General features: G+C 69.3%; 24 protein-coding genes. 16 read left to right on the top strand and 8 right to left on the bottom strand.

What is annotated here, in order from left to right:
* Positions 1 to 12: 12 nt before the first annotated feature.
* Positions 13 to 777 carry a metallophosphoesterase gene (locus AC07V5_RS05250; RefSeq protein ID WP_495114562.1) on the bottom strand — a complete coding sequence of 255 codons (765 nt, stop codon included), beginning with the start codon at positions 775 to 777 and terminating at the stop codon, positions 13 to 15.
* A gap of 54 nt (positions 778 to 831) precedes the next feature.
* Positions 832 to 1,593, bottom strand: coding sequence for a UPF0149 family protein (locus AC07V5_RS05245; protein WP_495114561.1), 762 nt, complete (start codon positions 1,591 to 1,593; stop codon positions 832 to 834).
* Positions 1,594 to 1,761: 168 nt separating this feature from the next.
* Here AC07V5_RS05245 and AC07V5_RS05240 point away from each other — a divergent pair, with 168 nt between their 5' ends.
* Both AC07V5_RS05240 and AC07V5_RS05235 read left to right on the top strand, forming a co-directional pair.
* A complete protein-coding gene (locus tag AC07V5_RS05240; RefSeq protein ID WP_495114560.1) occupies positions 1,762 to 2,445 on the top strand; it encodes a CAAX prenyl protease-related protein in 684 nt (227 codons plus the stop codon).
* Positions 2,446 to 2,578: 133 nt separating this feature from the next.
* Positions 2,579 to 3,028 (top strand): YiaA/YiaB family inner membrane protein, encoded by a 450-nt coding sequence (locus AC07V5_RS05235; RefSeq protein ID WP_495114559.1) that lies wholly within the window; start codon positions 2,579 to 2,581, stop codon positions 3,026 to 3,028.
* 15 nt (positions 3,029 to 3,043) lie between these two features.
* Here the strand turns inward: AC07V5_RS05235 and AC07V5_RS05230 are convergent, their stop codons facing one another.
* Together AC07V5_RS05230 and AC07V5_RS05225 are read right to left on the bottom strand one after the other, a co-directional pair.
* Complete coding sequence (locus AC07V5_RS05230) at positions 3,044 to 3,823, bottom strand: hypothetical protein (RefSeq protein ID WP_495114558.1); 780 nt, start codon at positions 3,821 to 3,823, stop codon at positions 3,044 to 3,046.
* Between the two features lie 8 nt (positions 3,824 to 3,831).
* Entirely contained in the window at positions 3,832 to 4,602 is a 771-nt protein-coding gene (locus AC07V5_RS05225) for a helix-turn-helix domain-containing protein (RefSeq protein WP_495115661.1), read from the bottom strand.
* Between the two features lie 194 nt (positions 4,603 to 4,796).
* On the opposite strand from AC07V5_RS05225, the gene AC07V5_RS05220 reads away from it, so the two are divergent.
* Genes AC07V5_RS05220 through AC07V5_RS05195 form a run of 6 tightly spaced genes read left to right on the top strand, consistent with a single transcriptional unit; the run spans position 4,797 to position 10,404 of the window.
* Complete coding sequence (locus tag AC07V5_RS05220; RefSeq protein WP_495114557.1) at positions 4,797 to 5,246, top strand: hypothetical protein; 450 nt, start codon at positions 4,797 to 4,799, stop codon at positions 5,244 to 5,246.
* Positions 5,243 to 6,031, top strand: coding sequence for a DUF2145 domain-containing protein (locus AC07V5_RS05215; RefSeq protein ID WP_495114556.1), 789 nt, complete (start codon positions 5,243 to 5,245; stop codon positions 6,029 to 6,031). The genes AC07V5_RS05220 and AC07V5_RS05215 overlap by 4 nt, the downstream gene beginning before the upstream one ends.
* A complete protein-coding gene (locus AC07V5_RS05210; protein WP_495114555.1) occupies positions 6,028 to 7,926 on the top strand; it encodes an MFS transporter in 1,899 nt (632 codons plus the stop codon). The genes AC07V5_RS05215 and AC07V5_RS05210 overlap by 4 nt, the downstream gene beginning before the upstream one ends.
* Positions 7,923 to 8,195 (top strand): hypothetical protein, encoded by a 273-nt coding sequence (locus tag AC07V5_RS05205; protein WP_495114554.1) that lies wholly within the window; start codon positions 7,923 to 7,925, stop codon positions 8,193 to 8,195. Before AC07V5_RS05210 ends, AC07V5_RS05205 begins: the two co-directional genes overlap by 4 nt.
* Positions 8,192 to 8,935 (top strand): prolipoprotein diacylglyceryl transferase, encoded by a 744-nt coding sequence (locus AC07V5_RS05200; protein WP_495114553.1) that lies wholly within the window; start codon positions 8,192 to 8,194, stop codon positions 8,933 to 8,935. Before AC07V5_RS05205 ends, AC07V5_RS05200 begins: the two co-directional genes overlap by 4 nt.
* Entirely contained in the window at positions 8,932 to 10,404 is a 1,473-nt protein-coding gene (locus tag AC07V5_RS05195; RefSeq protein ID WP_495114552.1) for a radical SAM protein, read from the top strand. Before AC07V5_RS05200 ends, AC07V5_RS05195 begins: the two co-directional genes overlap by 4 nt.
* Here AC07V5_RS05195 and AC07V5_RS05190 read toward each other — a convergent pair.
* Complete coding sequence (locus AC07V5_RS05190) at positions 10,367 to 10,879, bottom strand: hypothetical protein (RefSeq protein ID WP_495114551.1); 513 nt, start codon at positions 10,877 to 10,879, stop codon at positions 10,367 to 10,369. The genes AC07V5_RS05195 and AC07V5_RS05190 overlap by 38 nt on opposite strands.
* Before the next feature lie 38 nt (positions 10,880 to 10,917).
* Complete coding sequence (tgt, locus tag AC07V5_RS05185; RefSeq protein WP_495114550.1) at positions 10,918 to 12,045, bottom strand: tRNA guanosine(34) transglycosylase Tgt; 1,128 nt, start codon at positions 12,043 to 12,045, stop codon at positions 10,918 to 10,920.
* A gap of 49 nt (positions 12,046 to 12,094) precedes the next feature.
* Between tgt and AC07V5_RS05180 the strand changes: the two genes are divergently transcribed.
* From AC07V5_RS05180 to AC07V5_RS05165, 4 genes are all read left to right on the top strand, one after another.
* Positions 12,095 to 12,913 carry a substrate-binding periplasmic protein gene (locus AC07V5_RS05180; RefSeq protein ID WP_495114549.1) on the top strand — a complete coding sequence of 273 codons (819 nt, stop codon included), beginning with the start codon at positions 12,095 to 12,097 and terminating at the stop codon, positions 12,911 to 12,913.
* Positions 12,914 to 12,934: 21 nt separating this feature from the next.
* Complete coding sequence (locus AC07V5_RS05175) at positions 12,935 to 13,693, top strand: substrate-binding periplasmic protein (protein WP_495114548.1); 759 nt, start codon at positions 12,935 to 12,937, stop codon at positions 13,691 to 13,693.
* A gap of 97 nt (positions 13,694 to 13,790) precedes the next feature.
* On the top strand, positions 13,791 to 14,591 hold the full coding sequence (locus tag AC07V5_RS05170) for a substrate-binding periplasmic protein (protein ID WP_495114547.1): 801 nt from the start codon (positions 13,791 to 13,793) through the stop codon (positions 14,589 to 14,591).
* 32 nt (positions 14,592 to 14,623) lie between these two features.
* On the top strand, positions 14,624 to 15,208 hold the full coding sequence (locus AC07V5_RS05165; RefSeq protein WP_495114546.1) for an IMPACT family protein: 585 nt from the start codon (positions 14,624 to 14,626) through the stop codon (positions 15,206 to 15,208).
* A gap of 135 nt (positions 15,209 to 15,343) precedes the next feature.
* Here the strand turns inward: AC07V5_RS05165 and queA are convergent, their stop codons facing one another.
* A complete protein-coding gene (queA, locus tag AC07V5_RS05160; protein WP_495114545.1) occupies positions 15,344 to 16,405 on the bottom strand; it encodes a tRNA preQ1(34) S-adenosylmethionine ribosyltransferase-isomerase QueA in 1,062 nt (353 codons plus the stop codon).
* Between the two features lie 130 nt (positions 16,406 to 16,535).
* On the opposite strand from queA, the gene AC07V5_RS05155 reads away from it, so the two are divergent.
* The 4 genes from AC07V5_RS05155 (at position 16,536) to recG (ending at position 20,331) form a co-directional block, all read left to right on the top strand.
* Positions 16,536 to 16,907 (top strand): TraR/DksA family transcriptional regulator, encoded by a 372-nt coding sequence (locus AC07V5_RS05155; RefSeq protein ID WP_495114544.1) that lies wholly within the window; start codon positions 16,536 to 16,538, stop codon positions 16,905 to 16,907.
* Positions 16,908 to 16,948: 41 nt separating this feature from the next.
* Positions 16,949 to 17,317, top strand: a complete 369-nt coding sequence (locus AC07V5_RS05150) for a hypothetical protein (RefSeq protein ID WP_495114543.1) — start codon at positions 16,949 to 16,951, stop codon at positions 17,315 to 17,317.
* A 142-nt stretch (positions 17,318 to 17,459) separates the two neighbouring features.
* Positions 17,460 to 18,185 (top strand): substrate-binding periplasmic protein, encoded by a 726-nt coding sequence (locus tag AC07V5_RS05145; protein ID WP_495114542.1) that lies wholly within the window; start codon positions 17,460 to 17,462, stop codon positions 18,183 to 18,185.
* 85 nt (positions 18,186 to 18,270) lie between these two features.
* Entirely contained in the window at positions 18,271 to 20,331 is a 2,061-nt protein-coding gene (recG, locus tag AC07V5_RS05140; protein ID WP_495114541.1) for an ATP-dependent DNA helicase RecG, read from the top strand.
* On the opposite strand, the gene AC07V5_RS05135 is transcribed toward recG, so the two are convergent.
* Positions 20,320 to 23,382: a beta strand repeat-containing protein gene (locus AC07V5_RS05135; RefSeq protein ID WP_495114540.1), complete on the bottom strand. Its 3,063-nt coding sequence runs from the start codon at positions 23,380 to 23,382 to the stop codon at positions 20,320 to 20,322. The two genes, recG and AC07V5_RS05135, sit on opposite strands and share 12 nt — an antisense overlap.
* Between the last annotated feature and the right edge of the window lie 61 nt (positions 23,383 to 23,443).

The following is a 23,443-nucleotide window of genomic DNA, read 5'->3' as shown; positions in this document are numbered from 1 at the left end:
GCGATGCTGGGCTCAGGCCGAGAAGACCTCGAACACCCTTTGGCCATCGAAGCCATCGGCCTCACCACGCTTGGTGTGGCCGCGCGCGTTGCTGATGACGCGCGTCTCGCCAATGCGGTAGTTGTGGCGGCAATGCAGATGGCCGTGGATCCAGAGGCTGGCGCTCGGCAGCAGGTCCTCGTCGTTATTGCAGAAGCTGGCCGTGCCGGGCTGGCGGCCGTAGCGCGGGTCGGCGCTCTTCAGGCTGGGTGCGAAGTGGGTGATGGCGACGGTGGCGTCCCAGTCCCCGGTGCGCTGAAGCTCATCAGCCAGCCAGGCGCGCTGCTCCAGCGCCAGTTCGCGCACGGCCTCCACGCCAAAGACTTCGCCATGGCGCGTGGACTGCATGACCTGCTGGAAATAGCCGCCGGCCCGCATCGCGCGCTCGCGGCCCGACGGACCGAAGGCATCGAAGTCGCACCAGCGCGTGCAGCCGATGAAACGCACGCGCCGGCCCTCGGCGTCGGTCATGACGATGGATTCGTCATCCAGCATGGTCAGCCCGACGGCCTTCACATGGGCACGCAAGGCCTCGCGTGCGTCGTCCACATCGCGCCGGTCGAACTCATGGTTGCCGGGCACGAAGAGCACCGGCACCGGCCAGCCGCGAAAGAACTCGAAGCTGCGCCAGGTGGTGTCGATGTCACCGGCCAGGATCAGCAGCTCGGCGCCGGGGGCGGGCACGGGCTGGTAGGACTCCGTTTCGAGGTGGAGGTCGGAGAGGAGCTGGAGTTTCAAGTCAGTTGAGGACAGCGCGGGACGCTGCGCGCCCACGGCCCGTCCTGCAAGTCATTAGTTGCTGCCGTGGCATTGCTTGTACTTGCGACCCGAGCCGCAAGGGCAGGGATCGTTGCGGCCCACCTTGGGGCCTTCGCGCACGATGGTGTCGACGCGGTAGCGCTCGGCTTCGGTCAGGTCGGCGAGGTCGGCCACGGTGGCGACGAGCTCCTCGATGGCGTCGTCCACGTCCTTGAGCGGATGCTCGCGGTTCAGCGTCGCGACGACTTCCTTCTCCTCGTCCGTCTCGGCGGGCAGATGGCGGTACAGCCGCGCCAGGGCCGTGGCGACGTCGTCATTCGGCATGTCGGCCAGTTCGGGGAAGCACAGGGCGGCGTGCTGGAAACCAGCAACCCAGGGCATCAGCGCGCGCGACACGGGGCCGAGCGCGTCGTAGCTGGCGCGGGCCGAGCGCTCTTCCTCGCTCGCATCCTCGGGCAGCGGGTCGGGCTCCTGGTCTTCCTCGATGTCGAGGATGACGGGGTCGAACCAGTTGTCTTCGACGAGGCTGCGGTTCAGCGCGGCATGGCGGCGCTCGACGAGCTGGGTCAACTTGTCCAGCCAGCCGGCGTCCACCGCCTCGGGCAGCAGGCCGCCGTCGTAGTCAAAGATGTTCGGCAGCCACTCGTCGGCCTCGATGAGGCGGGGCTGCACGATGACGCCACAGAGGTAGCCGTCCAGCATGGACGCGTCCAGCGGTTGCAGCGGCTCGGGCGTTGCGGCGAGGAGTTCGTCGAGTTCGGCGAACTCGGCGTCGGTGAGGTCTTGAGTGCTCATAGGCGCGGATTGTCGGGGTTTGCTCCACCAGCATGCGCCTTTTGCGAGCGGCATCGCACCGCCCGGTGCACCCGATGGGTGAAATCGATGTCATCGGCGGCCTGCTGCAACTCTAGGGAGCGGCGGTGCCTCGGGCCGTCACGGGCTCGGGCTAAGCTAACAGCCGATATGCCTGCCGACACGCCCGCGCTCACCCCCGCCGCCCTCGCCCGTTGCATTCCGTTCTTCGTCTTCATGGCCTTGCTGGCCCTGCGTGGCTATCTGCCCGCGGAAGCAGGCGTGGACGCGCGCTGGATCTACGGCGTCCAGACCGTCATCGTCGCCGGCCTGCTCGCCTGGTACTGGCGCGACTACGGCGAGCTGGTGCGGCAGAACCTGCCCGATGCGCGCGAGACCGGCTGGGCCGTCGTCGTCGGCATTGCCGTCTTCGCGATCTGGGTGCAGCTGGACGCGCCATGGATGCAACTCAGCACCGCGACAGCCAGCTTCGTGCCTCTGGATGGCAACGGCCAGCTGATCTGGCCGCTGGTGGCGCTTCGCCTGGCCGGGGCGGCCTTGGTGGTGCCGGTCATGGAGGAGCTGTTCTGGCGCAGCTTCCTGATGCGCTGGGTGCAGCACCCCGGCTTCGAGCGCGTCGACCCGCAGACGGTCGGCTTGAAGGCCGTCGTCATGTCCACCTTCGTCTTCACGCTGGCGCACACGCTGTGGCTGGCCGCGGTGGTTGCCGGCCTGGCCTATGCGCTGCTCTACCGCCGCAGCGGCAAGCTGTGGACGGCGGTCATCGCCCACGCGGTGACGAACGGGCTGCTGGGCATCTGGGTCATCTGGACCGGCCGTTGGGAGTTCTGGTAGCCGCAAGGCGGTGGTGTCGCCCGGCGCTACCGCGTGGTGCTTGTCACGCGCCTCGGCACTATTCCCAAGCTCGCCGCGCCCCGCTTCACGCAAGATCGCGGCCCATACACCACCACCGCAAGGAAACCACCTCATGGGCACCCGCTTCGTCATGCAACGCGACACCAATTCCTGGCGCCTCCAGGTCTGGACCTCGTTCGTCCTTGCATTGCTGGCCTGCGCATGGGGCGTGTTCGGCGCACCGGGCCAAGACCTGGACCGCGCCTTCCTCGCCATCGGCCTGTTCTTCTCGGTGTTCGCCTGCTTCGCCGTTGCCAAGACGCAGCGCGACAACCGCGACGGCCAGGTGGACACGCAGGGCTGGGTCATGATGGTCTGGATCGCGCTGGTCGCGGCGCTGGCCCTGACGGCCTGGGGCCTGTGGCGCATGCAGATGGACGACTGGATCAAGCGCTACCTGGCCGTGTCCTGGCTCTTCCTCGTCTCCAGCACCTTCACGCTGGCCAAGACGCTGCGCGACCGCCACGAAGCCGACCTGCTCGAGCAGACCAACGCCCGCGGCGGCCGCGAGCAGGACGCGTGACCTTGAAGCGGCCCGCTACTCGCGGGCCTTGACGTCCAGGAAGCGCTGTTGGCGCAGCAGCGCTTCACCGGCCTCGTCGTGCAGCGGGCGCAGGCGGCGCTGCAGCCCCTCCAGCAGCGTCGTCAGCTGCTGGGCCAGGGCCTCGTCGGCGCTGGGCTGGCCTTCCGACAACGGCTGCGCGCGGCGATCCGCCGGCACGCTCAGATAAGCCTCCAGGCTGTCGGGCAGATAGCGCGCCACGCTTTGCTGCACGAAGGCGACGTCCTGCATGCTCAGGCGCGCCGAAGCGCCGGGTTGCTGGGCCAGTTCCAGCGCCTGCTTGATGGCCTTCACGGCCGCCGTGGCGGGCGCCGGCAAGACCGGTGCGGCGCGGGCCAGCAGGGCGTCCAACGCATCCAGGGCCTGTGGTGACAGCAAGGCCTGCTGCAGCCCCGCCTCGCCCAGGCCGCGACGCTGGCGCCACACCCCACGCACGGCCCAGCCCAGGCCCGCCGTGCCGATGACGACGAGCACGCCCACCAACACCGGCTGGCTCACGAACAAGGCGCCCGACAGCGAGGCCACGCCGAGGCCCGCCTGCACCCGGGCGGCCACCGGCAACGGCGCTGCTGCCACCGGTCGCGGGCCGGCGGCCAATGGGCGGCCCAGCTCATGGCGGGCTCGCAATTGCTGCTGGCGCTGCTGAACCACCTCAGGCCGTTCGACAGGGTCTGATGGCTGGACGCGCCGCGTGCGCCGGTTGACGGGTTGGGAGCCGACGGCGAGGCGGGACGGATCAGGATCGGGGGCGGCCATGCGGCATCCTATCCAGCACGACCGGCGCGGCGCTGACCCAGGCCGGGCCGCTCCAGGTCCCTGAAGGCCTCGAAGACCCACGACCTCAGCCCGATGACGACGCTGTAGGGCCGCTTCTCGGAGGACGGCAGCTTCTGGTCCAGCAGATGCTGCCGCGCGAAATCATCGGCCGTGCGCTGCAGCCGATCGGCCAGTTCACGCGCATGGCCGGCGCCGAACTCGCCGTGCACCAGCGTCAGCAGCTCGCCCTCGCCGTCGAAACCACCGGCGAAGAAGTCGGCCATCACACGCTCGCGGAAGAACTGCATGACCGGCCCTTGCGGCCGCCAGCGCAGCGTCTTGGCCACCTTGAGCTTGTAGCGGTTGTGCGGCCGCAGCTCGATGACGCCGAGGCGGTCGAGCTGGGCCAGCGCGGCGACGGTATCCGCCTCGCTGATGCGGTAGCGCGACAGCACGTCCTCCACGGCCCAGTGGCTCAGGCAGCAGATGGCGACGAGCAGCAGCTTGGGGTCGGCGACAACGGCGCGCTCCTGCTCCAGGCTCAGCTCGCGCAGCTCGGGCGCCTGGGCTGCCAGGCGCGCGGCCAGCTCAGCGAACTCCAGCTTCAGCACACGGCAGATCTCGTCCACGCGCGACAGCGGCATTTCGCCACCCGGCGCCAGCATGCGCTTCACGCTGGACTCCGACAGGTCCAGCGCCTGGGCCAGCTCGGCATAGCTCAGCCCCTGCGTTTTCAGCTCGGCCTTGATGAGGGCCACCAGCGATTGCGTGCTCGACATGGGCATGAACGGTAGCGCATGACGCGTCCATCGGGCGCAGGCGCTGGCGTGTTCAACCCCAACCGGTGTCATGAAGCGCTACTTTGCGGCGCTTGCCACGCGCCTCGGCACTATTCCCGGGATGGCCACCCTGGCTTCACGCAAGATCGCGGCCGTCTGGCGCAGCCGGACCTTGTCACCCCAGGAGTCATTTCATGAAGCGCCTGCTTGCCGTCTCCAGCCTCTCCCTCGCCCTGTGCGCCTTCGCGCTGCCGGCGCAGGCCCAGCGTGGCCCCTCCGAGCTGAGCCTGGCCGTGTCGGCCGCACCTCTTGTCCTGTCCGTCGGCGCGATCAGCGCTGCTGGTGTCGCACTGAGCGCCGTTCCCGCGGGCCTGCTGTCAGCGGGAGCGACGCTGGTGGTGGTCAGCGTCGAGGTCATCGGCGGCGCGACGGTGTGGGTGCTGGAGCGCGTGTCCGACGGCGTGCGCATCAGCTTGCGCACGGCCGGCAAGCTGGCGGAGGGCATCGTCGTGTCCACGGGCGCCGCCGTGGCGGTGTCGGTCATCGGCGCCGGCACGGTGCTGTCGGCCGCCGGCCAAGTCATCGCCTTCATCCCCAGCGAGATCGGCAAGGCCCTGCTCTACAACGAGCAGGTGACGCGTTGAAGCGGCGTCGTCTGCTGGCCCTCGCGCCACTGGCCCTGGCCACCGCAGCCCACGCCGGCCGGACCTGCGACGAAAAGCCCCCCACGACGCGGCAGGTGGAGCAAGGGCTGAACCTCGCCGTCGCCACCGCCCAGCAGCTCGACGCCAGCGGTGCCCAGGTCGCCATGCTGGCCCGCGCGGGGCAGGACCTGTCCAAGTACGGCCTGCAGTGGTCACACCTCGGCTTCGTCTACAAGGACACGAGCCAGCAGCCCGCCGTCTGGCGCGTCGTGCACAAGCTCAACCATTGCGGCACCGACCACGCGGCGCTGTACCGCCAGGGCCTGGGCGAGTTCTTCCTCGACAACCCGGCGCGCTACGAGGCCGCCTTCGTCGTGCTCAAGCCCGAGCTGCAGCAGGCGCTGCTGCCCGTGTTGGCCGACAACGCCCGCGTGGCACGCTTCAACGAGCGCCGCTACAGCATGGTGGCCTATGCCTTCGGCACCAAATACCAGCAGAGCAACCAGTGGGTGCTGGAGACGCTGGCCGGCGCAGCCGCACCCGGCGTCGTCAGCCGTCGTGCGGCGCAGGACTGGCTGCAAGCCCAAGGCTACCAGCCCAGCGACCTGCACCTGTCCACGATGACCCGCCTAGGGGGCCGCCTGACTCGCGCCAACATCGCTTTCGACGATCATCCGAGTGCGCGTCGTTTCAGCAGCCACATCGACACGGTCACCGTGGACTCGATGTTCGCGTGGCTGCCGCGCGCCGGCCTGTCCCAATCACCCCAACTCGTCCAGCAATGAGCCAAGAACATCCGAACCAGTTCGCGCTGTTGAAGCAGCGCCGCTTTGCGCCTTTCTTCTGGACGCAGTTCCTCGGCGCCGCGAACGACAACGTCTTCAAGTTCGCGTTCACGCTGATGATCACCTACCAGCTGCAGCTGGACTGGCTGCCGTCCAAGATGGCGGGCCTGGTCATCGGGGCGCTGTTCATCCTGCCCTATGTGCTGTTCTCGGCCACCAGCGGCCAGCTCGCCGACAAGCACGACAAGGCACGGCTGATGCAGCTGGTGAAGAGCCTGGAGATCGCCATCATGGTGATCGCGTCCTGGGGCTTCTACGCCGCCAACGTGCCCGCCCTGCTGGGCTGCGTGTTCCTGATGGGCCTGCACTCCACGCTGTTCGGCCCGGTCAAGTACGCCTACATGCCCCAGCAGCTCAACGAGCGCGAGCTGACCGGCGGCAACGGCATGGTGGAGATGGGTACCTTCGTGGCCATCCTGCTGGGCCAGTTGCTGGGTGGCATCTTGGTCGACACGCCCGTCGTAGGCCCGCAGCATGTGGCCTGGGCCTGCCTGGCGCTGGCCGTGGCCGGCCGCGTCACGGCGCAGGCGATTCCCACGAGCCCGTCGACCGACCCCGATCTCGTCATCAACTGGAACCCCTTCACCGAGACCTGGCGCAACCTCAAGCTGGCGCACGAGGGCCTGGCGGTGTTCCGTTCGCTGCTGGGCATCTCGTGGATGTGGTTCTTCGGCGCCGTGTTCCTCAGCAACTTCCCGGCCTTCGCCAAGGAAGTGCTGCACGGCAGCCCGCAGGTTGCGTCTCTCTTGCTGGCGGTGTTCTCCATCGGCATCGGCATCGGTTCGCTGATGTGCGAGATGCTGTCCAAGCGCCATGTCGAAATCGGCCTCGTGCCGCTGGGCGCCATCGGCATGAGCGTCTTCGCCATCGACCTCTATTTCGCCGCCACCGGCCTGCCGGCCAGCGAGCCCTACAGCGTCAGCGCCTTCCTGGCCGTGACGGCGCACTGGCGCGTGTTGGCCGACCTGACGCTGCTGGCCCTGTTCGCCGGCCTGTACAGCGTGCCGATGTATGCGCTGATCCAGCTGCGCGCCCAGCCCAGCCACCGCGCCCGCATCATCGCGGCCAACAACATCCTGAACGCGGTCTTCATGATCGCCAGCTCCGTCATCGCCGGCGCCATGCTGGGCGCCGGCCTGACGATTCCGCAGATCTTCCTGGCCGTCGGCATCGCCAACGCCATCGTGGCGTTCTACATCTTCCTCATCGTGCCGGAGTACTTGCTGCGCTTCGTGGCCTTCGTGCTGACGCGCATCGTCTACCGCTTCCGCGTCATCAACGATGAACGCCTGCCCACCACGGGCGCTGCCGTGCTCGTCTGCAACCACGTGAGCTTCGTCGACGCCGTGCTGCTGATGGCCGCCAGCCCACGGCCCATCCGCTTCCTGATGGACCACCAGATCTTCAAGATCCCCGTGCTGGGCTGGATGTTCAAGCTCGCCAAGGCCATCCCCATCGCGCCCGCCAAGGCCGACCCGGCCACCTACGAAGCCGCCTTCGCGGCCGCGCGCGCGGTGCTGGAAGATGGCGAGATGGTCTGCATCTTCCCCGAGGGCGGCCTCACGCGCGACGGCGAGCTGCAGCCCTTCAAGGGCGGTGTCATGAAGCTCATCGAAGGCATGCCCGAGGTGCCCGTCATCCCGATGGCGCTGGGTAATCTCTGGGGCAGCTTCTTCTCGCGCGTCGAGGGCGGCAAGGCGATGGTCAAGCCCATGCGGCGTGGTGTGTGGAGCCCGGTGAGCCTGACGGTGGACCAGCCGATGCCGACGGCCGCCGTGTCGCCTGACGGCCTGCGCACGCGGGTGCAGGCCCTGCTGGCGGGAGCTGCATCATGAGCGACGACCGCAGCTCCGCCGTCGGCCGCTACCTCGTGCTCACGGTGCTGATGATCGCGACGCTGGGCTTCGGCGCCGCCGGGCTGTGTGGCGCAGCCGTCACCGTCTTCTCTCTGCCCGATGCGTTTTCCGGTGGCCCGGAGAACTACTCCGGCGCCTTTCTGGTCATCTCGGTACCCAGCCTGCTGATCGGCGGAGGCCTGGCCTGGCTTTGCGGGCGGGCGATGTACAGGCGCATCAGCGGCCCCGAAGACAAAACCGACGTTTGATCGCCGACGCCACCACAGCCGCCTGGGTCCACAGCGCCTTTGCCTACGCAGGCATGGCCATCGGCGCGGCGATGTGGCGGGCCACGCTGCGGCGCCAATCCACGGGCGGCGCGCTGACGCCGGGCAATTTCGGCGTTCTTGTCGGCCTGCTGCTTGGCGCGGCCCTGGGCAACAAGCTTGTCTTCCTCATCGAGCGACCGGACGTAGCGATGGCCATCTGGCAGGGCGGCCAGCTCATCATTCCCGGCCAGAGCATCGTCGGCGGCCTGCTGGGCGGCCTCATCGGCGTGGAGATCGCCAAGAAGCTCATCGGCCAGACGCGCAGCACCGGTGATGCAATGGTGCTGCCCATCGCCGTGGGCCTGGTCATCGGCCGCGTCGGCTGCTTCCTCGCCGGCCTGCATGACGACACCTACGGCCTGCCGACGACGCTGCCCTGGGGCGTGGACTTCGGCGACGGCGTCCCACGCCATCCGACCCAGCTTTACGAGATCGTCGCCGTGCTCGCTCTCGCCATCGCGCTGAGCCGTGCGCGCTTCTCCACGCCCGGCCTGGCCTTCAAGCTGTTCCTCAGCAGCTACCTGCTGTGGCGCTTCGCCGTCGAGTTCCTCAAACCGGTGCCCATCGCCTGGCCGCTGGGCCTGTCGGGCATCCAGTGGACCTGCCTCGTTGCGCTGGTCGTCTACCTGCCCCTCGTGCTGCGCGCCTGGCGCCGGCCGCTCCTGCTTGCCACGCCATGAACCGCAAAGTCCGCCCCTACCTGTTCTACGACACGACGCAGTCCGTCTGCACGACCTGCCTTCGCCACTGCGAGGCCAAGATCCTCATCAAGGACGACCAGGTCTACATGGACAAGTGGTGCCCCGCCCACGGTACCGAGCGCGTGCTCGTCAGCGATGACGCGGCTTACTACCGCCAGTGCCGCGAGGTATTCGTGAAGCCGCCCGAGATGCCGCAGCGCTTTGCGACACCGATGAAATACGGCTGCCCCTACGACTGCGGCCTGTGCCCCGACCACATGCAGCACAGCTGCCTGTCCATCGTCGAGATCAGCGACCACTGCAACCTGCGCTGCCCGACCTGCTACGCGGGCTCCGGGCCGGAGCGGCTCAGCCATCGCACGATGGACGAAGTCATCGCGATGCTGGACGCCATCGTCGCCAGCGAGGGCGAGGCCGACGTTGTACAGATCTCCGGTGGCGAGCCGACGCTGCACCCGCAGTTCTTCGACATCCTCGATGCCGCCAAGGCCAGGCCCATCAAGCATCTGATGGTCAACACCAATGGCCTGCGCATCGCCCAGGACGCCGCCTTCGCCGAGCGGCTGGCGGGCTACGCGCCGGGGCTGGAGGTCTATCTGCAGTTCGACTCGCTGAAGCGCGAGGCGCTGATGGACCTGCGCGGCGCCGACCTGCGCGGCCCGCACGACGCGGCGCTCGCGCGGCTGGACGCTTTAGGCATCTCGACGACGCTGGTGATGACCGTCAAGCGCGGCGTCAACGACGACGAGATCGGCGACGTCATCCGCCACGGCCAGAGCTACGCCTGCGTGCGCGGCGTGACGCTGCAGCCCATCCAGAACGCCGGCCGCGTGGAGGCCTACGACGCGGCCAAACATCGCCTGACGGTCAGCGAGCTGCGCCGCCGCATCGCCGAGCAGAGCGGCGTGTTCACGCTGGCCGACGTGCTGCCCGTGCCCTGCAACCCGGACACGCTGGCGATGGCCTACGCGCTGCGCAGCCCGGACAAAGAGAAGGGCCTGGTGCCGCTGACCCGCTATCTGGACGCCGCCACGCTGCTGAGCGGCGACCGCAGCACCATCGTCTTCGAGGGCGACCCGGCGCTGAAGGCCTCGGTCTTCAAGCTGTTCTCCACCAACCACTCGCCCGAGAGCCAGTCCAACTGCCTGTCCGAGCTGTTGTGCTGCCTGCCGAAGATCGACGCACCCCAGCTCAGCTACCGCGACGTTTTCCGCGTGCTCATCGTGCAGTTCATGGACGCGCAGTCGCTGGACATCCGCGCGCTGAAGAAGAGCTGCATCCACATCGCACGGCCGGACGGGCGCCTCATTCCGTTCGAGGCCTACAACCTCTTCTACCGCGACGAGCGCCAGGCGGAACTGGCCACCATCCGCGCCGAAATTGACGCGCAGCGCGAACAGCGCCTGCAGTTCAGACCGAAGGCGGCGGCGCCTCTCGTGCGCGCCTGAAGAGCCGCTTCACGCGCAGCTTGATGGCCCGCGCCGTGCGCCAGGCCGCGCTGGCGCGCACCCAGGCCAGCAGCTCGGCCTTCCAGGCCGTCCAGCGCGCGTAGACGCGGGCAAACCAGGGCAGCTGCATCAGCGCCGGCTGGATGAGCTGGAACAGCCAGGCCAGCAACGCCGTGCCGATCAGCTTGGCCGCGACGATGACGCCCAGGCCCAGCGTCACGCGGCCCTCCGCGATCAGCCACACGGCCAGCAGCTTGACCGGCAGGATCAGCAGGCTGGGCAGCAGCAGCACGACAAAGGCCCAGCGCGGCGGCAGGCGCTTGAGCAGGGCCTCGAACTGGCGGATGACCGGCAGCCTGGCCAGCAGCGCGAAGACGCGCTGCAGCGGCTCCCAGCCCCACTCCTCGAAGAGGATGAGCAGTGCGAAGACGACCCGGAAGAGCCAGCGCAGCGGAGCGAGCAGGGCTTTCAGCATGCCGCTATCTTGAGGCCGCTCAGGCGTTTACCAAGAAGTCAGACCCCGCGCGCCCGGTCCGCGTGGAACTGCGCCCGCCAGGCCTCGAAGCGGCCGGCATCCAGCGCGTCGCGCATCTCCTGCATCAGGTTCAGGTAGTAGTGCAGGTTGTGCACGCTGGTCAGCATCGGGCCCAGCATCTCGCCGCAGCGGTCGAGATGGTGCAGGTAGGCGCGGGTGAAGCCCTTGCAGCACTCGCAGCTGCAGGTCTCGTCCACCGGCTTCTCGTCGGACTTGTAGCGGGCGTTGCGCAGGCGCAGGTCGCCGAAGCGGGTGAACAGGTGGCCGTTGCGCGCGTTGCGGGTGGGCATGACGCAGTCGAACATGTCGATGCCCTGGGACACGCCTTCCACCAGATCCTCCGGCGTGCCCACGCCCATCAGGTAGCGCGGCTTGTTCGCCGGCAGCTGGTGGCCGGTGTGCTCCAGCACGCGCTGCATCTCGGCCTTGGGCTCGCCCACCGACAGGCCACCGATGGCATAGCCCGGCAGGTCCAGCTCGGCCAGGCCGGCCAGCGACGCGTCGCGCAGGTTGGTGAACATGCCGCCCTGCACGATGCCGAACAGCGCGTTGGGGTTCTCGAGGCGGTCGAACTCGGTGATGCAGCGCTTGGCCCAGCGCAGGCTCAGCTCCATCGACTGCTTGGCCTCGCGCTCGGTGGTGAGCACGCCCTTGCTCTCGTACGGCGTGCACTCGTCGAACTGCATGACGATGTCGCTGTTGAGCACCGTCTGGATCTGCATGCTGACCTCGGGGGTCAGGAAGAGCTTGTCGCCGTTGACGGGCGAGGCGAACTTGACGCCTTCCTCGGTGATCTTGCGCATCGCGCCCAGGCTCCAGACCTGGAAGCCGCCGGAGTCGGTCAGGATGGGCTTGTTCCAGCTCTCGAAGCGGTGCAGGCCGCCGAACTGCGTGACGACGTCCAGGCCCGGCCGCATCCACAGGTGGAAGGTGTTGCCCAGGATGATCTGGGCGCCCATTTCCTCCAGCGAGCGCGGCGTGACGCCCTTGACCGTGCCGTAGGTGCCCACGGGCATGAAGATGGGCGTCTGCACGACGCCGTGGTTGAGCGTGAGCGTGCCGCGGCGGGCGCGGCCTTCGGTCTTGAGGAGGTCGAACTTCAGCATGGGGATGGGATTGTCGCAGCGGGGAAGGGCACGCCTACACTGAATCGCGATGAGGATCCCCGCTACGGTCACATCCCGGCTGCTCCATCTGCTGCTGGCCTGCCTCATGCTGCCCACCGCGGCGCTGGCCTGCGGCCCTTACCGCGTGGCCTTCTACGAGTACGCCGTCCTCTATCACCGCGATGCCGATGGCCAGTACCGCGGCATCGACAAGGACGTGATCGACGAACTGGCGCGGCGCAGCGGCTGCCGCTTCGAAACGCGGCTGGAGTCGCGCGCACGCACCTGGGCCCTGCTCACCTCGGATGGCGTGGACATCACGGTCTCCGCGGTGATGAATGCCGAGCGCGGGCGCATCGTCGAGCTGGTGCCCTACATCCAGTCGCGTCGCGTCGTACTGCTGCACGACCGCACCGTGCCGAGCACGCCAGACGCCTTTCTGCAGGATGAGCGGCGCCGGCTGCTGAAGGTGAGGGCGGCGCGCGACGGCCCGCGCATGGAGGCCGTGCTGGCCCGGTTGCAGGAGCGCGGGCGCATCGTCGAGGCGCCCGATCAACCCACCGCCGTGCGCGCCTTCAAGGCCGGCCGCGCCGACGCCCTGCTGATCGGCGTCGCCAGCCTGGCGCGGCTGCGCCAGCTGGACCCCGACCTCCAGGCGTACGAAGCCGCCGTCTGGGCCCCTTCGGAGCGTGTCGTCGGTGCGTTGGCCATGTCGCGGGAGCGGGTCGCCGAGGCCGACCGCGAGCGGCTTCGCGAAGCACTGCTGGCCATGCGGCGCGATGGCAGCCTGGACGCCATCGTGCGTCGGCATGCCGGTGACAAGCTGGCCCCTGCCCTGCGCCTGCCTGACGGCGACAGCGGACCCTGAGTGCGTGAGAGGACACCCCTGATGCTGCGCCGCCGCCCCCTGCTCACACTCGCTGCGGCCCTGCCCCTGCCCGCAGCGGCCGCTCGAGCGCCGCTGCCGGCCTTCTGCCACGCGCTGCCGCCGCTGAGCTTCGAGCAGGAGGGCCAGGTGGCCGGCCTGGCCGTCGACCTGCTGCGCCGCATGGCCGAACAGGCCGGCCTGGAGCTGGGCCTGGCCCTGCAACCCCGTCTGCGTGCCGAGAAGTCCTTTCTCGACACTGCCGGCAGCCTGCTCTTCCCGCTGGCCCGGCTGCCCGAACGGGAGAACCGTTACCGCTGGGTCGGGCCGATCCTGCCGCGCCGCGTGGGCATCTACAGCCTGAGCCAACGCACGGACATCCGCTTCCGCGGCCTGCACCAGCTCGATGGCCTGCGCGTGGGCGCCACTGCCGGCACGGCCACGCTGGAACAACTGCTGGCCGAGGGCCTGAAGCCGGGCAAGGAGCTGGAGGTGTCGCCCAGCTACGAGGCGAGCGTGCGCAAGCTGATGGCCGGGCGCATGGACTTGCTGGTGATCGGCGACCTCAACGTCTACTGGCAGCTGCACCAGATGCGCGAACCATCGGACCGGATCAAGGAAGTGGCCGTGCTCGACGCCAGCGCCGACTACTGCTTCGGCCTGCGGGTGGACGGCGATCCCGCGCTGGCTGACGCACTGCAGCGCGCGCTCGATCAGCTGCGCCGCAGCGGCGCCGTCGAGCGGCTCCGGCAGGCCTACGGCCTGCCGGCCAGCGCCGCCTAGAACCGGCAAACCCGCCATCAGGGTTGCAATCGATGCCATGCAACCCCACACCGCCTTAGTCTGGGGCAACCTGCTGCATCACTCACAACATCGGCCCATGCCTCACGCGCCGATCTCCGCCCTGCTTGCAGGGTTGACGCTGGCCTCGATCAGCCTGGCCGCCCACGCCTGCGGCCCCTACACGGCCGCGCTGTACCCCTACGCCCGCTTCTACTACGAAGACCCGCAGACCGGGCCGGCCGGCATCGACAAGGACATGTTCGACGAACTGGCCCGCCGCTCCGGCTGCCAGCTGCGGACGGTGGTGGAGTCGCGCGTGCGCATCTGGGACCAGATGCGGCGCGGCGTCGTGCAGCTGACCTTGTCGGCGCTGATGAGCCCGGAGCGCCGCGAGATCGCCGAGATGGTGCCCTATGCCCAGGGCCGCTACCAGGTGCTGATGAGCCGCGAGCTGGCGGCGCGCATCTCCAGCATCGCCGCCTTCGAGGCCGACCCCAAGCTGAAGCTGCTGGACGTGCGCGGCTACGTCCACGGCCCGACCATCGACGCCTGGGTGCTGCGCATGCGCAGCCAGGGCCGGCTCGTCGAAACCGGCGACTTCGCCACGGCAGCCCGCATGCTGCGTGCCGGCCGCGCCGACGCGCTGCTGGCTTTGCCCAGTGGCTGGGGCATCGCCATGGCGGCCTTCGACGACCCGGATGAACTCGTAGCGGTGGACGTGACTCCCAACGAGCGCAACGCCGTCGCACTGGCCATGGTGCGCGGCATGCCGGAGGCCGACCGCCTGCGCCTGCGCCGCGCGCTGCAGGCCATGCTGGCGGAGGGCAAGGTCCACGAAATCCTGAAGCGCCATCTGGGCGACAAGGGCGCCAAGGCGGCGGCCTACACCGGCGACTGAACCGGGCCGGGGCGGCGGGACAATCCCGCGACATGCCCCTGACCCTCGCGGCGCCGGCCGAACACGAACTCGTCATCAAGAAGAGCCGCTTCCTCGGCCGCGTCGAGCCCTGCGCCGACCGCGCAGCCGCGCTGGCCCGTGTCGCCGAGCTGCGCGCCGCCCACCCCGGCGCCGCGCACGTCTGCTGGGCCCTGCTGGCCGGTGGGCATTCGGCCGCCAACGATGACGGCGAACCCGGCGGCACTGCCGGCAGGCCCATGCTGGAGGTGCTGCGCCACCAGGGCCTGGACGGCGTGCTAGCGACGGCCGTGCGCTACTGGGGCGGCGTCAAGCTGGGCGCCGGCGGCCTGGTGCGGGCCTACACCGACTGCATCGCCCAGGCGCTGCTGACGGCCGAGAAGGTCGAGCGTGTGGCCCAGGTGGAGTTGGGTTGCGAGCTGCCCTACGAGCTGGAGGGTCGGCTGCGCCGGCTGGCCGAGCAGCATGGTGCGCAGCTCGTCGATGTGGGCCACCAGGCGCGCGTCAGCATGCGCTTCAGCTTGCCAGTCACGGCGCGGGCCGCGTTCACGGCCGCTGTCGACGAAGCGGCTCAGGGCCGTGTGGTCTGGAGGCTCTGAGCAAGTCCCTCGCGCGCAGCGCATCCCTGCTTTGGGCGGTCTGCGGCGTTGCAAATCCTCGCCATAGCAGCGGCTATGGCTGTGGTTTGCGCCTGGCAGCCCATCCCAAACCAGGGCGCGCTGCATCACGGGAACTCACTCAGAGCCTCCAGTGCGCGAAAGCAGCATCGCGTCGCCGTAGCTGAAGAAGCGGTAGCGCTGCGCGATGGCATGCGCGTAGACAGCGCGGATGTGCTCGTAACCCGCAAAGGCGCTCACCAGCATCATCAGCGTGCTCTTGGGCAGGTGGAAGTTGGTGACGAGACGGTCGACGACGCGGAACTGGAAGCCCGGCGTGATGAAGATGTCGGTCTCACGCGCGCCGGCCTCCAGCTGGCCACCGCGAGCGGCCGATTCCAGCGCGCGCAGCGTCGTCGTGCCCACCGCCACGACCCGGCCGCCGCGGGCATGGCAGGCAGCCACGGCGTCCACCGTCGCCTGCGGCACCTCGAACCATTCGCTGTGCATCTTGTGGTCGGCCAACTGCTCGACGCGCACCGGCTGGAAGGTGCCGGCGCCCACGTGCAGCGTCACATGGGCGGTCGAAACGCCACGCTCGGCCAGCCGCGCGAGCAAGGCTTCGTCGAAATGCAGGGCCGCCGTCGGCGCGGCGACGGCGCCGGGTTCCTTGGCGAACACGGTCTGGTAGCGGCGCACGTCGTCTTCGCCGTCGGCATGGGCGATGTACGGCGGCAGCGGCACATGGCCGTGGGCCTCCAGCAGCGTGAAGGGGTCGCCGGCAAAGCGCAGATGGAAGAGCCCGTTGTCCGGCCCGCAGCGGCCCAGCACCTCGGCATCGAAGGCTTCGGCAAAGCGCACCCGGCTACCAGGCTTGGGGCTCTTGCTGGCGCGCAGGTGCATCCAGACTTCCTGCGTGCCGGGCAGCACGCGCTCGACGAGGGCCTCCACCGAGCCACCCGTCGCCTTGACGCCGAACAGCCGCGCCTTGATGACCTGGGTGTTGTTGAAGATCAGAAGGTCGCCGGCGTTCAGCAGGTCCGGCAGTTCGCGGAACACGCGGTCCACCAGATCGTCACCGCTGGCGTCTAGCAATCGCGAGCCGCTGCGCTCAGCAGCCGGGTGCTGGGCAATCAACTCGGGGGGGAGGTCGAAATCGAAGTCGGCGACCGCGTAGGCCGGCGGGGCGGATTGGGTCATGAACGCTTGAGGGCCTGACAGACCCGTGCCAAACCAAGGAGAAGGGATCCGGATTCTCCCATCGCCCCACCTTGATGCAGCTCAAGGCGGCGCCACCGGCGCGGTGCCAGCATGAGCGCCAGGAGGTTCCATGACCACTGCCCTCACCCCCGGACAACATGCGCTGCTGGAGAGCGAGCTGCGGCTGGCGCACCAGCGCGCGCAGACCGCCCTGCAGACCCAGCGCGACGGCAGCGACCGGCTGGCCCACGCCGCGGCGCTGGTGGCGGACGACCCGCGCGAACTGCGCGAGCACGGCTCAGACCGCGAGCTCGACCAGGCCCGCGATGACCACCTGTTGGCGGAGCTGCAGGCCATCGACGACGCACTGATGCGCCTGAAGACCCCTGGCTACGGCCGCTGCATCGACTGCGCAGCCGTCATCCCCTTCGACCGCCTGCAACGCCAGCCCCAGGCCCTGCGCTGCATCGACTGCCAGGCCGCCGCCGAAGGCGCACGCTGAACCTGCCCACCGCATCTATCCGCATTCCCAGGAGACCCCCGATGTTCCACGCCGTCGTCCACCTCGACCACCACCACGCCCAGGTGCTGCATTTCGATGCCCACCAGGTCCATGCAGCCCGCATCGAGCCGCATGACCGGCGAGCCCCTGGCCACGACGAGCACAGCGAGCATGCCCTCTTCGAGGCGATCTGCCAGGCCGTGCAGGACACGCCCGAGGTGCTGGTGACCGGCTCGCACCCGGTCATCGGCCAGTTCCGCCACTACGTCAACGAGCACCGGCCCAAGCTGGCCCCGCGCATCGCCGACTACCGGCCCGCCGCACCGCTGAGCCAGGGCCAGATGCTGGCCATGGCGCGCCTGTTCTTCCTCTCCCACGACCGCATGGCCGGCGTGCCCACGCCGGGCTGAGCGGCAGGTCGGCAGCGGCGGCAGCGCCGGCTGCGGGAAATCTCACACCTGGCCGCCCGGCTGGGCCGGACCTGTCATGTGCGCCACCTAGACTCGCGGCGCCCCAGATCCCGCCGCCGTGAAACGCCGCTCCTGCCTTGCCTTGCCAATCCTCCTCGGTGCGCGACTCCCGGTCGCCGCGGCCGACGATGCCGTGTTGCTGGGTGTCACCGAGAACCTGCCGCCGCTGAACTACCTGGACGACGGCGACGCGCAGGGCTTCAGCGTCGAGCTGCTGCGGCTGATGGCTGCCCATGCCCGCATGCGCCTGGAGCTGCAGGTGCTGCCCTGGCAGCGGGCCATGCAGGTGGCCGAGGCCAACGCCCACAGCGTGCTGTTCTCGCTGACGCGCACACCCGAGCGCGAGACCCAGTTCCAGTGGGTCGGGCCCATCGCGCAGCGGCGCATCCTGCTCTACAAGCTGGCCAGCCGAACCGACCTGGCGCTGACGCAGCTCAGCGAGCTGGGCGCGGCGCGCATCGGCGTCGTGCGCGACTCCGCGGCCGACCGCCAGCTGCAGGCCGCGGGCCTCAGGCCAGGCCCGCAGCTGGAGCAGGGCCTGGACGACGCCACCAACGTGCGCAAGCTGCTCGCCGGGCGCATGGAATACCTGGCCCTGCTGGACTGGGCCGCGGCCTGGAACCTGCGCCAGCTGCAGCTGCCCTACGGCACGCTGCAGCCTGTGATGGAGCAGGACACGACGCGCAGCTACTTCTACGGCCTGCACGCCGACGCCGACCCGGCCCTGGTGCGCCGGCTGCAAGCAGCGCTGGACGCCATGCGGCGCGACGGCCGCTACGAGCGCTTGAAGCAGCGGTATTTCCGATAGGGCCTGCGCTGCGCCGGCCGACAGGCTCGCTCCAGCGAGCCCCGCACGAGGTCGTCGGGGCCGGCAACCATCCCGTGCCGCCAGAATGCCGGCCATGACCGCGACAGCGCAGCCCCAGGACAAGCCGAAGTCCGCGCCCCAGAAGGCGATGGAAAAGCTCGGCCTGGTGCGCGACATCGACCTGGCCCTGCACCTGCCGATGCGCTACGAGGACGAGACCCAGCTGATCCCCATCGCCGCGCTGCGCGAGAACGAAGCGGCCCAGGTGGAGGGCGTCGTCGTGGACTGCCAGGTGGAGCTGCGCAGCCGCCGCCAGCTGCTGGTGCGTGTGAAGGACGACTCGGGCACGCTGCTGCTGCGCTTCCTGCATTTCTACCCGTCACAGCAGAAGCAGATGTCCGCCGCCAGCCGGCTGCGCGTGCGCGGCGAGGCGCGCGTCGGCTTCTTCGGCCGCGAAATGGTGCACCCGGTCGTCAAGGTGGTGGACGACGACACGCCGCTGGCGCAGTCGCTCACGCCCGTCTACCCCGCCTCGGCGCAGCTGCCCCAGGCCTATCTGCGCAAGGCGGTGGCCTCGGGCCTGGCGCGGGCCGACCTGCGCGAGCTGCTGCCGGCCGGCGTCGTGCCGCGCGGGCTGCCGGCGCTGAAGGACGCGCTGAACTACCTGCACCATCCGCCGCCCAGCGCGTCGCTGGCCGCGCTGGAAGACCACAGCCACCCCGCCTGGCAGCGGCTGAAGTTCGAGGAGCTGCTGGCCCAGCAGCTGTCGCAGCTGCAAGCCCAGCGCGAGCGGGCGCTGCTGGTGGCACCGGCTCTGCGCGCGCTACCCAGTGGCCTGCACGAGAAGCTGCTGGCGGCCCTGCCCTTCCAGCTCACGGCCGCGCAGCAGCGCGTGTCGGAAGAGATCGCGCAAGACCTGGCCCGGCCGCAGCCCACGCACCGGCTGCTGCAGGGCGACGTGGGATCGGGCAAGACGGTGGTGGCGGCCCTCGCCGCCGCCGTGGCCATCGACGCCGGCTGGCAGTGCGCGCTGATGGCGCCCACCGAGATCCTGGCCGAGCAGCATTTCCGCAAGCTCATCAGCTGGCTGGAGCCGCTGGGGCTGAAGGTCGCTTGGATCACCGGCAGCGTGAAGGGCAAGCAGCGCCAGGCCATGCTGGACGCGGCCGCGTCGGGCGAGGCCCAGCTCGTCATCGGCACGCATGCCGTCATCGAGGACAAGGTGAAGTTCGCCCGGCTGGGGCTGGCCATCATCGACGAGCAGCACCGCTTCGGCGTCGCGCAGCGGCTGGCGCTCAGGAACAAGCTCAAGGCGATGGACCTGGAGCCGCACATGCTGATGATGAGCGCCACGCCGATCCCGCGCACGCTGGCGATGACCTATTTCGCCGACCTGGACGTGTCCACCATCGACGAGCTGCCGCCCGGCCGCAGCCCCATCGTCACCAAGGTGTTCACCGAGTCCAAGCGCCACGACGTGCTCGACAAGATCCGCACCGCGGTGGCGGACGGCGCCCAGGTCTACTGGGTCTGCCCGCTGGTGGAGGAGAGCGAGGCGGTGGACCTGCGCAACGCGACCGAGACGCATGCCGAGCTGAGTGACGTTCTCGCTGGCACCTCTGTGGGCCTGCTGCACGGCCGCATGCCGCCAGGCGAGAAGGCCGCCGTGATGGCGCAGTTCTCCAGCGGCGCGATGAGCGTGCTGGTGGCCACGACCGTCATCGAGGTGGGCGTGGACGTGCCCAATGCCAGCCTGATGGTCATCGAGCATGCCGAGCGCTTCGGTCTGGCGCAGCTGCACCAGTTGCGTGGCCGCGTGGGCCGCGGCGCGAAGGCAAGCGTGTGCGTGCTGATCTACAGCCCACCGCTGTCCGACACCGGCAAGTCGCGCCTCAAGGCCATGGCCGAGACGACCGACGGCTTCGAGATCGCGCGGCGCGACCTCGACATCCGCGGCCCCGGCGAGTTCATGGGCTCGCGCCAGAGCGGCGCCGAGCTGCTGCGCTTCGCCGACCTGCAGGAGGACGCGCCGCTGCTCGTCGCCGCGCGCCAGCTCGCCCCCGAGCTGCTGGACCGCCACCCGGCCGCCGCGGCCGCGCAGGTGCGGCGTTGGCTGGGCACGAAGGCGGAGTTTTTAAAAGCCTGAACGGCGGCGGCGCGCCACGAAGCCGATGACCCCCAGGCCCGCCAACAGCAGCGCATAGCTTTCGGGCTCGGGCACGGCAGTGGTCACGACGATCTCGCCCGTGGTGTACAGCGCCGAGTAGTCCAGCTGCGTGCCGGCCGCCAGCTTGAAGCCGCTGGCGTCGATGCTGTTGAACGTACCGCTCACGGTGCCCCAGTCGAACAGGTCGAAGCGCTGGCCTGACTGGGCCGTGAAGCCGTTCCAGGACGTCAGCTTGAGCGTGCCGCCGAAGGTCAGGCTGCCGGCCACGCTGTACTTGTCGTAGCTGCTGTTCTTGACGACGTCGTCGCTGCCGCAGGCCAGCGTGCAGGCGGTGAGGCCACCGATCTCGGCGAAGTAGGTGTTGCTATCGCCGAACTCGACGTCGCCTTCGTCGGTGCCCAGGCCCGGCGAGGCGCCCACGGCCACGCCGCCCTCGAAGCGCTTGGCACCCGCACCGGTGAACTTCGAGCCGGTGCGCTGCTGCACCAGCTCGAAGAAGGTGGCCACCGAGCCGGTGGTGACGCGCAACTCGGCGCCGCTTTGCACGTCCACCGTGGCGTAGAAGGTGGTGTTGCTGTTGCCGGAGGCCACGATCTGGCTGCCGTTGCTGGTGACGATCGGCGTGTAGACGGCCGACGTGCCGCCGCTGAGCAGCATGCGGCCGTTGTTGGTCAGCAGCCCGCCGCGCAACGTGCCGTAGCCGCTGATGACGCCGGCCACCTCGTTGCTCAGCGTGTGGCCGTTGTTGTCCAGCGTGCCGCCGGCAAGCTGCACCTTGCCGGCATTGCTGGCCAGGCCCTGGCTGATGAGCAGCTTGGCGCCCGTGCCCGCGGCCAGGATGCCGCCGTTGGGGCTGACGATCTGCCCGCCGAGCGTCAGCGTGCCGCCCTGGGCCTCGATGACGCCGATGGCGTCGACGTTGGAGATGCTGCTGGTGATCTTGCCCAGGCCCTGGATCAGGCCGTGGTTGCCGATCTGGCCGCCGGCCAGCGTGGCGGCGTTGGAGCCCAGCAGGATCTGGCCGCGGTTGCTGAAGCTCGGGTCGATCTGCAGGCGGCCGGTGTCCACCACCAGGCTGCCCTGGTTGAAGAAGCCCGAGGCGATGCGCCCGCTGCCGCTGATGGTGCCGTCCGCCTGGTTGACGAGCACACCCGTGCCGCCGACGGTACCGCCGTTGAGCGCCAGCGTGCCGCCATTGTTCAGGTCGGCGTTCAGGGTCAGCGAACGCCCGGCCTGCATCTCCCAGGTGCCGGTGTTGAGGTTGGTGCCGCTGTTGCTCAGCACCAGGGCGCCGTCGCCCTGGCGCAGCAGGCCGCTGTTGACGAAGCCGCCCGAGCCGGCGATGACGCCGTAGCCGGTCACCAGGCCCGGGTTGTCCAGGCGGCCGACGCTGCTGATCGTGCCGCCGGCCAGTTGCAGGCTGCCGTTGATGACCCCGCCCCAGCTGCCGACGCTGAGCTGGCTGAAGCTGCCGATGGCCAGATCCCCGACGACGGACACGCCCAAGGCTTGCGCCTGGCCGCCATTGAGGCTGAGGTCATCGCCGGACTTGATGGTGAGCAGCCCGTTGACGTTGATGTTCATGCCCACGCCCAAGCCGGTGCTGTGCGCCAGCAGGCTGTCGCCCGTGGCAATCGAGCTGGGGAAGTTGACGGTGCCCGTGTTCCAGATCACCTGGCCCTCGTTGACGGTGGTCTCGCCCGCGTTGAGCGTGCCGCCGTCCAGGGTGAGCACGCCGCTGCGCCAGATGTGCAGGTCCGTGCCGACGCTCAGGGTGGCGCCGCTGCCGAGGTTCACGGCACCCGTGGTGCCCGTGCCGGTGGTGCTGCCGATGGTGAGGCGCCCCGACAAGGTTACGGCCGAGCCAGCGCCATTGAGGTTGACGCGGGCCAGGGCACTGTCGGTTTCGCCGAAGACGGCTTCATCGCCACTGATTGCGCCGCCGCTGGCCACCGTCAGCGTGCCGCTGTCCGTCCGCAGCTTGCCTGACCACTGCAAGCGCGAACCCGCGCCCGTCACTGTCACGGTGCTCGTGCCCGCGTCGCCGATCGTGCCGAGGGTGGCGCTGGCCGTGCTGACCAGGCCGCCCTGCTCGATGCTCAGGAAGCCCTCGCCCAGGTTGCCGATCTGCAATTGGCCGGCTGTCACCCAGTTGGACTGCGCGCCCGTGACCGTGGCCAGGCCGGCGCTGCCGGCCTGATGGCCCAGGGTGGCGTTCAAGCTGGAGACCTTGCCGCCCGCCTCCACCCGCAGGCTGCCCACGCCCACCTCGCCCACCCACAGCGAGTTGCTGGACGAGGTGGAGCCCGCACCCTTGACCAGCACCAGGCCGTCGCCGCCCAGGGCCGTGCCGATGAAGCTATCGCCGCTGGTGAGCGTGCCGCCGTTCTGCACGGTGACGGTGCCGGTGCTGGCGCGGCCCACTTCGATCACGCCGCTGACCGCCAGCTTTGACGCCGCGCCGTCGATCAGCACGGTGCCCTGGCTGCCGTAGTTCATGCCGATGAAGGCCTGGTTGCTGCTCGCCTGGCCCGGGCCGACGTTCAGGATGCCCTCGCCGGCAAAGCCCACGATCAGATTGCCAACCGCGCTGAGCTTGGCCGCGGCATGCGTGAGATTCACCGTGCCCTTGCTGCCGTAGTCCTTGCCGAGCATGACCTCCGGCGCCGCCAGGGAGCTCTCGATGCCGAGGGTCAAGACGCCGGTGCCCGTACTGCCCACCGTGGTGTTGACATTGCCCTCATTCACCATCGTGACCCCGGACTTCAGGTTCAACGAATAGTTCAGGTCGCCCGTGTTCCTGACCACCACCCCCTTCAGCGCGGTCGGGCCGCCATCCCAGGTTTGGTCACCCTGGGCGTCGATGCGGAATTTGAAAATCTGCTGTTTGCCGCTGGAATTGACAATCCCCCCCGAGAGACCGATCGCCCCGCCGCCGGCTATTTCGAAACTCGTGGCAGCGGCGCTGATGCTGAAGGTGATGCTGTCGAAACCATTGCCAGCGGGCACGCCATAGATCGTCGCAGGCACATTGTTATTGAAATAAACGGACGAATGTTCTGTTGGCGCCAGGTTGGTGATGGTGACTCCG

The organism is Roseateles sp. GW821-FHT02E12, assembly GCF_059421665.1.
The sequence above is the reverse complement of the archived record's forward strand: the minus strand, read 5'-3'. Positions and strand labels throughout refer to the sequence as shown.

Bases quoted from the DNA above. Each gene is read 5' to 3' on its own strand.
- AC07V5_RS05245 (WP_495114561.1), bottom strand. From the start codon at position 1,593: ATGAGCACTCAAGACCTCACCGACGCCGAGTTCGCCGAACTCGACGAA.
- AC07V5_RS05240 (WP_495114560.1), top strand. From the start codon at position 1,762: ATGCCTGCCGACACGCCCGCGCTCACCCCCGCCGCCCTCGCCCGTTGC.
- AC07V5_RS05235 (WP_495114559.1), top strand. From the start codon at position 2,579: ATGGGCACCCGCTTCGTCATGCAACGCGACACCAATTCCTGGCGCCTC.
- AC07V5_RS05230 (WP_495114558.1), bottom strand. From the start codon at position 3,823: ATGGCCGCCCCCGATCCTGATCCGTCCCGCCTCGCCGTCGGCTCCCAA.
- AC07V5_RS05225 (WP_495115661.1), bottom strand. From the start codon at position 4,602: ATGTCGAGCACGCAATCGCTGGTGGCCCTCATCAAGGCCGAGCTGAAA.
- AC07V5_RS05220 (WP_495114557.1), top strand. From the start codon at position 4,797: ATGAAGCGCCTGCTTGCCGTCTCCAGCCTCTCCCTCGCCCTGTGCGCC.
- AC07V5_RS05210 (WP_495114555.1), top strand. From the start codon at position 6,028: ATGAGCCAAGAACATCCGAACCAGTTCGCGCTGTTGAAGCAGCGCCGC.
- AC07V5_RS05205 (WP_495114554.1), top strand. From the start codon at position 7,923: ATGAGCGACGACCGCAGCTCCGCCGTCGGCCGCTACCTCGTGCTCACG.
- AC07V5_RS05195 (WP_495114552.1), top strand. From the start codon at position 8,932: ATGAACCGCAAAGTCCGCCCCTACCTGTTCTACGACACGACGCAGTCC.
- AC07V5_RS05190 (WP_495114551.1), bottom strand. From the start codon at position 10,879: ATGCTGAAAGCCCTGCTCGCTCCGCTGCGCTGGCTCTTCCGGGTCGTC.
- tgt (WP_495114550.1), bottom strand. From the start codon at position 12,045: ATGCTGAAGTTCGACCTCCTCAAGACCGAAGGCCGCGCCCGCCGCGGC.
- AC07V5_RS05180 (WP_495114549.1), top strand. From the start codon at position 12,095: ATGAGGATCCCCGCTACGGTCACATCCCGGCTGCTCCATCTGCTGCTG.
- AC07V5_RS05175 (WP_495114548.1), top strand. From the start codon at position 12,935: ATGCTGCGCCGCCGCCCCCTGCTCACACTCGCTGCGGCCCTGCCCCTG.
- AC07V5_RS05170 (WP_495114547.1), top strand. From the start codon at position 13,791: ATGCCTCACGCGCCGATCTCCGCCCTGCTTGCAGGGTTGACGCTGGCC.
- AC07V5_RS05165 (WP_495114546.1), top strand. From the start codon at position 14,624: ATGCCCCTGACCCTCGCGGCGCCGGCCGAACACGAACTCGTCATCAAG.
- queA (WP_495114545.1), bottom strand. From the start codon at position 16,405: ATGACCCAATCCGCCCCGCCGGCCTACGCGGTCGCCGACTTCGATTTC.
- AC07V5_RS05155 (WP_495114544.1), top strand. From the start codon at position 16,536: ATGACCACTGCCCTCACCCCCGGACAACATGCGCTGCTGGAGAGCGAG.
- AC07V5_RS05150 (WP_495114543.1), top strand. From the start codon at position 16,949: ATGTTCCACGCCGTCGTCCACCTCGACCACCACCACGCCCAGGTGCTG.
- recG (WP_495114541.1), top strand. From the start codon at position 18,271: ATGCCGGCCATGACCGCGACAGCGCAGCCCCAGGACAAGCCGAAGTCC.